The organism is Bradyrhizobium sp., assembly GCF_052389815.1.
Classification (GTDB): domain Bacteria; phylum Pseudomonadota; class Alphaproteobacteria; order Rhizobiales; family Xanthobacteraceae; genus Bradyrhizobium.
The window spans coordinates 1-8,042 of sequence record NZ_JBQTHN010000074.1 but is presented as its reverse complement, the minus strand read 5'-3'; the positions used below and the strand labels follow the sequence as shown (position 1 = coordinate 8,042).

The window sequence follows — 8,042 nt, the reverse complement described above, 5'->3', positions numbered from 1 at the left end:
AACTCGAGACGTTGGGCACGAAGATGAAGGTCCGCGTCCTTGAACCGTGGAGAGGCGCTGTCTTCCCGGTCGTCCGGCATCGCCAGGCGCTTATGCATTTCATCCTCCACCTCGCTGGAAAGTGGCGATACGGTCCCAGCTATTTGCAACTTAAAGGTATAGATACCGCGATTTCCGCCGTGAGGGTGAACGATCCGTTTTGAAACCCATTCAGATTGCAACCATCGAGGCTCCCCGAATGCGCCGCCCATCCGGAAAATCCCACACCTGACCGAGCGTCCCGCGGGCTGAAACCTCCGCTGAGAGGCGGCTTTGGTGGCGTCGTGAGGAGAATTGATCAACCAGCTTCGCAAAGCGGATCATGTTTGATCCTGCCAGGAATTGCACCCAATCCTTCATGAGAGCGCGTCGCTTCTCGAGCTTTTGTCCGCGCTGGCAGGCTGCCGTGGTCTCCGACTTGTACTTGTGCGCCAGTGCTGCCTCACGCACGCCGTCATGCTTCGGGGATCGTGGCTTCGGCCCCGACCGAGACCACGAGGTTTCTGACGAGTGAGCGGCCCCGCGCGGTCTCGATGAGGAAGCCCGTCACGACGCCTCGCGAGGTCGACGGCCGCACATCTTCGACGGTGTCACCGTAGGATACGTATCGCTTCAACTGGCGCGCGACCCATTCGATGTAGTCGGACCATTCCTGCCGGCTGGGAGCTCATCCAAGCAATCCGAAGTCGTACAGGCGTCCCTTCGACTTGAGGTAGTTCGCAAAGGTGTAGCGGCTTCGCGGATCGCGCGGGGTGGCAAGGTCCCGCAGGAAATGATTGTTGATGTCGCTGCCCTCAAGCATGAAATCGGGATGCCAGGCGCTGTTGGTCCGACTTTCATGGAATCTGACGCGCAGACCGTCGGGACATTGTCCCGACTCGCGCGCATCATCGATCGCTGCGGCCAGCGCGATTCCAGAGGGGCCAAATCCGATTCCGGCGATGTCCAGCACGTCACGATCAGCAGTAGCGGCCATATCCATTGCCGGATCTCCTTCGAGGTGCAGCGCCGCTAGAATTGGCAGCCGTCGAAAGGTTGCCTACCTGTCTGAAACAACAGGTCAGCTTGCGTGCCCGCCTGAACTACGGTGTTGTCAGGCTGGTCGAGACAGGGTTTGACATGATGGCGAATGAAGGCGCGCAAACGTTCCAATCGATCTGCTGCACTGATCCCGTTCTGCCTGCGGACACGATCCGCCCGCATATTCAGCCTATATACGCGACCTCCACGTTCGTATATCCGCCTCCCGATGAGGCCATCCAGGTCTTCGAGGAGGTGAAGGAACGTCCCTATTTGTACAACCGTTGGGGCACTCCCAATTCTCATCTCGTGGAGAAGAAGCTGGCGGCGCTGGAAGGTTTCCCTGACCGTTCCGGGAGCAGCCCGCTTCAGCTCGAGGCAGTCCTCTTCAGCTCCGGCATGGCGGCTATCTCATCGCTTTTTCTTTCGCTTGGCCTGAGACCGGGCGATGCCATCGTGACGCAAGGAAACATCTACGGGACGACGACCGAGTTTCTCGATGTCATGGTCACTCCGCTGGGAGTTCGCGTGATCTATGGCGAGCTGCAGGACCTCGATTGGGTGGAAATGCAGTTCAGACAGAACAAGGTCCGGCTGCTCTATATGGAAAGCCCGACCAACGCAACGTCGCGCTGCTGCGATATCAGAACCCTCGCGGCGCTTGCGCACGCCTACGGCGCGAAGGCCGCCGTCGACAGCACGCTTGCGACGCCTTACCTGCAACGGCCCTTTTTCCTCGGTGTGGACTTCGTCGTTCATTCGGCGACCAAGTTCCTCAACGGACATTCGAACTCGCTCACTGGCGTGGTCATCGGCAAAGACGCCGCTTTCATGAAAACCGAGATGTGGCGGATGCGAAAGTTGCTCGGCGGTTGTGCCGGCTCGTTCGACGCGTGGTTGCTCAACATGGGTCTGAAGACGTTGCCGATGCGCATGGAACGACATTGCGCCAACGCCATGACGATAGCCACTGCGCTCGAGCGCCATGAGGAGGTGAAATGCGTGCGCTATCTGGGCCTGCCAAGCCATTCCGATCACGCTGTCGCAAAGCGTCAGATGAAGGCCTTTGGCGGTGTCCTGAGCTTCGAGGTCCGAGGGGGGCGTGATGCTGCTGTCGGAGTGCTGAGACTTCTGCGCCGCTGCACAATGACGGCGACCCTTGGGGCAATGGACACCCTGGTCCAGCACCCCGCATTGATGACCCATATCAAAGTGCCCAAGGAGCAGCGCGAACGGCACGGGATTTCCGACGATCTGCTGCGTGTCTCGGTTGGGATCGAAGATCCCGAGGAGGTCATCGCCGATTTGACGCAGGCGTTGGAGGCGTCCGCTCCCAGGCGTCTCTCGGCCGTACGCGGCGTCAGTGGCGTGCCGGTGTGATCATGCCGTCCCTGAACCGCTCTAACGACGGCAGACCATGATCAGGACTGCGGCCGTCACGTCGAGGACGGCCGCAACCAGCAGAGGCTGGCTGTAGCTTCCGAACGCATCGCGAAGGGTGCCGTAAAGACCGGGGCCGAGCGCGGCGACCAGCTGTATGCCGCATGAGGCCAACCCGAACACCGGCCCGAAAGAAGCCGGGCCAAATTCCCGGCGAACGATGATGGCGGAGAGCGTTGTGACGTTTCCGACGGTCAATCCGAATACGGCATTGGCGAGAACCACGACGACCGGCTCGCTACGCAGGGCCAGGACGGTCAACGCGGCCGCGGCAAGCAAGAGGACCGCGCATGCAATCATTCGCTGGTTCATCCGGTCCGCGAACTGGACCAGCAACAAACGCCCGCACAGGGCGGCGACCGCGGCGAGAGACACCACCGCCGATGCTCCGCTGACCCCGAGGATCGGGACGGTCAGCGTGACTTGGTGCGTCAGGTATCCGATCTGCACCATCATGCCGAGACCGAACGCCGCGATCACACTTCGCAGCGCGCATGTGCGCAGGGACTCTCGCCGAGTCCATGATGCCGTGCCACGAGAAGAGGCGCCCTGGTGGGTGTCTCCGTCCGGCAGCAAACCGAGATCCTGAGGCCGGCGCTTCAAAACAAAACCGGCGAGCACAAGGATCACGATCAGTGCCGTGGAGCCGGCTGCAATCGTGGTCGCCGGAAATCCGATCGTGCCAATACCAAATATGAGGACCGGAGCTCCGATCATTCCCCCCGCGCTTGCCCCCAACGAAGCAATCGAAATCGCGCGCCCTTGGTGTTTCTCGAACCAGGGCGCGAGGGTCGTCGCGACCGCCGTGGTCGACAGACAGGCCCACGCTATGCCCAACGACAGGAATGCAGCGTAGGCCTGCCAAATCTGATCCGCCCGCCCAATGCCGACCACCCCGCAAAACAGCGCAAGCCCGCCTCCTGCCATGACTCGATTGGGACCGTTGCTCGCAATCCAGCTTCCGACTGGAATCAGCAGGATGGCGCTCACGAAGTAGAACAGAGTCGCTGCACCGGAGATCGCCGCGATCGACCACTGGTGGGCCTCAGTCACGGCATGCAGATAAACACCCGCGCCGAACAGCCCCAAAGCGTTTCCAAACAGCGCGGCGACAAGGCACGCGACGACGATCCACCAACCGTAGAATATTCGCATTGTCATGACATCGGCAGAGAAGTGACAGGCTGCGGGAGACGGAGGCTATCAGGGCAACTAAAGATTGTCCACCGGCGCGCCGGCCGGAGATCGCCGCGTCGTCTGTGGTCCTGCGGAGCCTCGAAGACGGGTGCTACGCAGCGAGGCGATAGCCCGCGCCGCGAATCAGGTCGGCGGCCTTCTCGGCGATCATGATCGTCGCGGCGTTTGTGTTTCCCGAAATAACCGTCGGCATGACCGAGGCATCGACGACCCGAAGTCCCACCAAGCCTCGAACGCATAGGCGTTGATCCACGACGGAGAGTGGATCGTTGCCCATTCGGCATGTGCTGGTCGGATGGAACACGGTGCTGCCCATGGTACGGGCATAGTCGACCAGTTCGTCATCGGTCCTGACATCCTTGCCAGGCAGGTACTCGTCTTCCACGAATCTCCCGAGATGCGGATTGGTCAGCAACCGCCGACAAACCTGCAGTCCTGCGGCAATCGTCCGCTGATCCGTCTCGGTTGACAGATAGTTTGGTCGAATACTCGGCGTCTCCTGCGGGTGGGAGGAGTTCAATTTGACCTCACCGCGGCTTTCTGGACGAAGCTGATACGCTATCAGGGTGAATCCCGACCATTTGTGCAATTCCCGAGATCTAGGGCCGGCGCACTCGCGGGCGAACTTTCTCATTCGAACCTAATTGCCGACGCTGGCGGGCTTTGCTTTATCCGCGCGAGCGCGATCGTCGACGAGGGGCATGTACTGACCTCGATAGATGCTCGCTTAGTCGTCCAGCGCGCTGACCGCGACGGTGAAATCAATGGTGTCTGGCAACGGAGAACGCGCAGCCTCAATGATCGCCAGTCGCGCTTCATAGAGAACTCGCTTGCCAATCCTGGTTCTCCGGCTTCATGACTGCGCCCGGAACGCCACGATTGTGTCAATGCCGCTGGAAGGTCGGGCGCAATGGTCAGCCCAGTCCTCCATCATCCGCTTGCGCAGGTCGAAGAAGGTCGTGCGCCGATAGGCCGCGACCACTTCGTCGCTGACCCTGTGCGCGAGCGCAGCTTCGGCGACCGGATCGTCATAGCCATGCTCTGCAGCCCAATCGCGGAACGATGACCGGAAGCCGTGCGGTACGATTTCGCGGTCGAGCTTCGGATCGATCCAGCACCGCTCCAGCTCATTCATCCTGTCGATCACCGCAGCCATCGAGGCGTCACTCAAGTGCTTCCCCTTGCTGTTGGGGAAGATGTAACCGCTGTCATCCTTGATAACTTCCATGCGATCAAGCACGGCGCGCGCCGCCTTGCTCAATGGCACTCTGTGTTCGGCATCGCTCTTCATAAGTGCGGCTGGAATGGTCCAGACTGATGTCTGCCGATCTATCTGGTCCCATTTTGCCGCTACCGCGTTGCCAGGCCTGACGGCCGTCAGGATTTGAAACTCAAGAGCTGCCGCAGAGGCACCCTGGCGCTCTCGGAGCTTGCGCATGAAGTTGGGCAATTGCCGATAAGGAAGCGCCGGATGATTGCGGACCTTGCGAACCTTCGACGTAGCCGGGAGCAGGTTATCGAGATGCCCCTTCCAGCGTGCCGGGTTTTCGCCCTTGAACTCGCCCTTCGCCTTGGCGGCATCGATCACCTGCTCGATGCGACTGCGAATGCGGCTGGCCGTTTCGGTCTTGGTCGCCCAGATCGGCTCGATGATCCGCAGGACCAGCGTCGTATCAATCGCGCCGATCGGAAGATCACGGATAGCCTTGCAGTAGTCGTTCTTGGTCGGCTTCCCTTTCTGGTCGACGCCGAGCAACGTCATCAGCCATTGGTCGGCGTGCTTGGCGTTTTTCCAGCCCGCCCGATTGGCTTTGATGAAGCGTTTGGCAGCCGCCCCGAACGTGATCGCCTTGGCGGCCTCGATGCGGGCCGCGGCTTCCGCCTCGCGCTTGGCCTGGATCGGGTCAGCGCCATTGCGCCGGACCTTGCGAGCTTCCGTCGCTTTCTCGCGTGCCTCTTCAAGGCTCACGTCGCGCAGTGACCCAAGGCCGTGCCAGCGCGTGCGTCCATAAAGCTTGTAGCGAAACAGCCAGCTCTTGGAGCCGCCCTTCGCCACCTGGAGATACAGGCCGCCGCCATCAGCATGCATGCCGCGCAATGCCAGATGTTCGACCTTCTTGGTGGTCAGCTTGCCGTAGCCCCTCGCCATTTCGCTCTAGGACTTCGCCTATCCCTACATACACTTTTACATACACTTGGGCGCGAGATTTGGCGAAACGAGATGGAATTCAATGGAACGCCAAACTCAGCACAAGTAGCTAGTATTGCAGGTGTTTATGTCGAGAATTAGGGCTGGATGAAATTCTCTGAAACGCGCTTCTGGCGGAGAGAGTGGGATTCGAACCCACGGTACGGTTTCCCGCACACACGCTTTCCAAGCGTGCGCCTTAAGCCACTCGGCCATCTCTCCGGAGGCCCCTCTCATGACGGGGCAAGGCGGATTTGGCAAGGGAGGCCGGGCTCCAGGCTCAAAATTTCCCCAATTCGTTGGAATAATTGACGAAATCGGCACGCCCCGATCCCTTGATCGAAGGCCGTTTTGAACCGGAGGGGGCCGGCCACCGACGACGTAAGCAGCACGCGAAGCCAAATCAGCCGATGGGCTCAACAAGGGACGGTTTACGATGACGATTCGGGCACTCGTTCTCTCACTCCTCGTCTGCGCAACCGCGCTCAGCGCCGCCTCCCCGGCGACGGCGCAGAACTGCAACCGCAAGGGCACGGACGTCACCTGCGACGACGGCAGGCGCGGCATCTTCACGGGCGATGCCATCGTCTGGCCGGACGGCACGCGCGCCAACCTCGCTTCCCCGCATCCGAGCGTGATCATCGGCAACAAACAGTCGGTGGTCGTCGGCAAGGGCGTGTTCGTCGGCAGCGGCAATGGCGTCGTGCCGCTCGACAATCCCAGCGCGCCGAACAAGGCGCGCTGCACCGTGCTCGACGGCGTGTCGTACTGCTACTAACTCACCTCTCCCCGCTCTTTGCGGGGAGAGGTCGACGCCGAAGCGCCAGCGCAGGCGGCGGGTGAGGGGCAAGCCGAGAAGCTTGCCGAATAACTGCACTCACCAAATCCTCAAACGCGAAATCTCGAGTCGGAGAGACCATCATTGCAGTGAGGCCGTGCCCGGCCCCTCACCCGGATCGCATCTGCGATGCGATCCGACCTCTCCCCGCAAAGAGCGGGGAGAGGTTGAACCGAAGCAACGGCGGCGGATCAATCAAAGTCATCGCGCTTTAGTGAATGCGCGCGCCGGTCTGCGCCGAACGCCGCGGCCAAAGCCCCGGATGGTCCGCCGCCATCGGCGTCTCGCTTTTCTCGAGCTGCGTTTCCCGCAGCTCCTCGACGAAGCGCGCAAACCATTGCTGGATGGTGCTGCAGCGCAGCTTCGCCATCATCGCCTCCCAGCGCATGCGGCGCTCGGTGAGCGGCATGGTGAGCGCAGTCGCGATGGTCCGCGCCATGCCGTCGACGTCGTGCGGGTTCACCAACAGCGCGGCATCGAGTTCGTTGGCGGCGCCGGCGAATTTCGACAGCACCAGCACGCCGGGATCGGCGGCGTTTTGCGCGGCGACATATTCCTTGGCCACCAGGTTCATGCCGTCCTGCAAGGGCGTCACCACGCCGACCTGCGCCGTGCGGTATAGGCCGGCGAGCACGGCCTGGCCAAAACCCTTGTTGAGGTAGCGGATCGGCGTCCAGTCGATCTCGCCATGGCGGCCGTTGACGTCGCTGACGAGTTTCGCCACCTCGTTCTGCAGGTTGCCATAGGCCTCGATGGCGCCGCGCGAGGGCGTGGCGATCTGCAACAGCGAGGCGGTGCGCAGCAGCGAGGGCTGGTCGTCCCACATCTTGTCGAAGGCGCGGATGCGGTTGGTCAGGCCCTTGGAATAATCCAGCCGGTCGACGCCGATCGCCAGCCGCTCCCCATTGAGGCTGCGGCGCAGCCGCGACACTTCCGGATGCGCCGAGGCCTTGGCGGCGTATTGCGCGAACAGCTCGACGTCGATGCCGATCGGGAACACCGCGGCGCGGGTGCGGCCATAGCGCGAAAGCACGATGCCGTCGTGCACGGCAAGACCGAGCTCGTGCTGCACCGAGGTGAGGAAATTCTCGCAGTCTTCCTCGGTCTGGAAGCCGATCAGGTCGTAGGCAAGCATCGCCTCGATCAGCTCGCGCGCATTCGGCACGCCACAGATCACGCTGCGCGCCGGCCAGGGCGTATGCAGGAAGAAGCCGATCGGCGCGGTGGCGCCGAGCTAGCGCAGCTCGGCGCCGCGCGCGAGGAAATGATAGTCCAGCCCCCCGAACCCCGTGTGGGCCTTGCGGAAGCGCCGCACCCCCC

At 61.8% G+C, this 8,042-nt stretch carries 6 protein-coding genes, 1 tRNA gene and 2 pseudogenes; 2 read left to right on the top strand and 7 right to left on the bottom strand.

Going from position 1 to position 8,042, the window contains the following annotated elements:
- Both ACT4OC_RS13340 and ACT4OC_RS13335 read right to left on the bottom strand, forming a co-directional pair.
- On the bottom strand, positions 1-251 hold a 251-nt coding region (locus ACT4OC_RS13340; protein WP_444839462.1), incomplete at its 3' end, for a hypothetical protein.
- Positions 252-493: 242 nt separating this feature from the next.
- Positions 494-1,015: pseudogene (locus tag ACT4OC_RS13335) on the bottom strand (SidA/IucD/PvdA family monooxygenase).
- A 41-nt stretch (positions 1,016-1,056) separates the two neighbouring features.
- Here ACT4OC_RS13335 and ACT4OC_RS13330 point away from each other — a divergent pair.
- Positions 1,057-2,439: a trans-sulfuration enzyme family protein gene (locus ACT4OC_RS13330; RefSeq protein ID WP_444839461.1), complete on the top strand. Its 1,383-nt coding sequence runs from the start codon at positions 1,057-1,059 to the stop codon at positions 2,437-2,439.
- 21 nt (positions 2,440-2,460) lie between these two features.
- On the opposite strand, the gene ACT4OC_RS13325 is transcribed toward ACT4OC_RS13330, so the two are convergent.
- From ACT4OC_RS13325 to ACT4OC_RS13310, 4 genes are all read right to left on the bottom strand, one after another.
- Positions 2,461-3,654: an MFS transporter gene (locus ACT4OC_RS13325; RefSeq protein ID WP_444839460.1), complete on the bottom strand. Its 1,194-nt coding sequence runs from the start codon at positions 3,652-3,654 to the stop codon at positions 2,461-2,463.
- Positions 3,655-3,787: 133 nt separating this feature from the next.
- Positions 3,788-4,330 (bottom strand): GMC family oxidoreductase, encoded by a 543-nt coding sequence (locus ACT4OC_RS13320; RefSeq protein WP_444839459.1) that lies wholly within the window; start codon positions 4,328-4,330, stop codon positions 3,788-3,790.
- 219 nt (positions 4,331-4,549) lie between these two features.
- Entirely contained in the window at positions 4,550-5,845 is a 1,296-nt protein-coding gene (locus ACT4OC_RS13315; protein ID WP_444839458.1) for a tyrosine-type recombinase/integrase, read from the bottom strand.
- 171 nt (positions 5,846-6,016) lie between these two features.
- Positions 6,017-6,106 (bottom strand) — tRNA-Ser (locus ACT4OC_RS13310).
- Between the two features lie 214 nt (positions 6,107-6,320).
- Here ACT4OC_RS13310 and ACT4OC_RS13305 point away from each other — a divergent pair.
- Positions 6,321-6,662, top strand: a complete 342-nt coding sequence (locus ACT4OC_RS13305) for a hypothetical protein (protein WP_444839457.1) — start codon at positions 6,321-6,323, stop codon at positions 6,660-6,662.
- A 271-nt stretch (positions 6,663-6,933) separates the two neighbouring features.
- Here ACT4OC_RS13305 and ACT4OC_RS13300 read toward each other — a convergent pair.
- Positions 6,934-8,042 (bottom strand): annotated as a pseudogene (locus ACT4OC_RS13300) (alpha,alpha-trehalose-phosphate synthase (UDP-forming)); the annotation flags it as partial.